The organism is Shewanella sp. SG41-4, assembly GCF_014164505.1.
Taxonomy (GTDB): domain Bacteria; phylum Pseudomonadota; class Gammaproteobacteria; order Enterobacterales; family Shewanellaceae; genus Shewanella.
On sequence record NZ_JACJFI010000486.1, the window covers coordinates 1 to 1,993 of the forward strand.

Annotated in this window: 1 protein-coding gene; it reads right to left on the reverse strand. The window is 43.5% G+C overall.

Translation table 11 applies throughout. The features are described from left to right. Positions 1-1,833, reverse strand: a 1,833-nt coding sequence (locus H5202_RS21400) for a TonB-dependent receptor plug domain-containing protein (protein ID WP_182773830.1), incomplete at its 3' end; no start/stop codon positions are given. Positions 1,834-1,993 lie beyond the last annotated feature (160 nt).

Genomic DNA, 1,993 nt, shown 5'->3' on the forward strand with positions numbered 1-1,993 from the left:
AGATTCACAGAAAGGATAATCGGTACCAGAATCAGCACTAAATGTTGTTGCAGCATACAACTGGTCTAACGAAGGTGCGCGGAACGCTTCTGAGTACGATGCACGAACTACAACGTTCTCAAGTGCTTGCCAGCGAATAGATGCTTTAGGAGCGAGGTTATCACCAAAGTCACTATAGTCATCGTAACGAGCAGCAAGGTTTAATTCAATGTCATCTGTTAACGGTAGTACCGCTTCATAGAACATTGCCCATACTTGACGATCGCCGCCTGCAGAGTTACCAGCACTACCACCAACTAAGCCAGCTTCTGACTGTGCGTCATACACTTCGCTAAACTGTTGGTCAAAGTATTCCATACCTACGTAATGTGCAACAGCACCGCCTGGTAATTCGAACGCATCAAAACCTAGGCCTGCACTGTATTGATCAAATGTAGCACGACCTTGTGTTAAGGTTGTGGTTTTCATGTTATTGATACCAGCTTCAGAGCCTAAATCAATATCATTTGCTTGGTTATAAGCTAGACCAGCATAGCTTAAGTAGTACTCACCGATTGACTTGTTATCGGCGATGTTGTGGTGGTAGTAAAATTCCCACTCAGCATCGTTTAGTGCACTAATCGTACCACGCAAACCAGTTAAATAATCTTGGTTGTAATCGTCAACGTTACCGTCACGAGTACCGATACCAACCCAACGGAAATAGCCAGTGGTTTCTTCACCATATGGATTATGTGGGTTATCTGCTGCCATGCTATTCCAAGCTGCTGCTGGAGGCGCATAACGACCAAACGAGTTACCTTGTGTAACCATTACACGGCCAAACCATTCTACGTCTTCTGCAACTTCATAGTTAGCATCAACATATACTGTATTACGCTCTGTAGATGCTTTGTTATAAGAAACGTTAGCGAAAGCATACATACAGTAAGTAGAACCAGCTCCACCCCAGTCGTTGTCTGCTTTAACAGTTTGGAATACGTTTGAACCATATTCTGATTCTAAATCATCACACAATAGTGATGCTTGAGCAGTTGAGAAATCAGGTGCAGCAACTGTTGCGCCATAAATACTCCAACCAGCAGTTTCTTCGTAAGCTTGGATTTCGCCATCGCCATTGAAGTCTGTCATGCTTGCTGCAGTATATGGACGGTCAGCGTCAGAAATACCTTTACGATCCTGGTGGTCAAACGAGAAAGTAATGTTACCTTTGTCCATTTGATAACCAGCAACAACAGAGAATTCTTTACTTGTTAATCCGCCGTCTTGGTCACGAGAACCACCGCCAACGTTGAATTCGATACCTTGATAATTCTTCTTCATGATGATGTTAACAACACCAGCAATCGCGTCAGAACCATAAGTAGAAGATGCACCGTCAGTCAGAATGTCAATACGTTCTACTGCGGCCATTGGAATAGCGTTCAAGTTAGCAGATGCACCACCTAGAGTAGGTGAACCTGGGAAACGCTTACCATCGATAAGTACTAGAGTACGGCTTGAGCCTGCACCACGTAAATCGATCGTTGCTTGAGATTGTGCAGAACTACCTGAACGCTCAGAGAATGAACCGAAAGAGTTCAAGTTACTGTTACGAAGTGCGTCAGCAACTGTAAAGTTACCTTCCATCTTCATGTCTTCAGTTGTAATGGTCGTAATTGGCGAAGCGCCTTCAAGGTCAGAACGCTTAATGCGCGAACCAGTAACCTCAATACGTTCTACTTTTGCGCCATCTTCATCAGCAGCAAATACTGCTGGCGAAGCAAATGCAGCAGCTGCTGCACCACTGATCAGTGCTAAGCGCACCGACTTAGCTAATACGTTCTTATGCATTGTCTATCTCCCTGGACTTTTTATGTCTTTCTTATAATGCTAACAACCTTTTTAGGTGTTAGTTCAATGAAGGGATGCAATAGAAAACAATCACAATCCCTCAATTACAGATGCAATAAAATCACATTCGAAACAACTAATCAACATTTGAAGTGTCGTA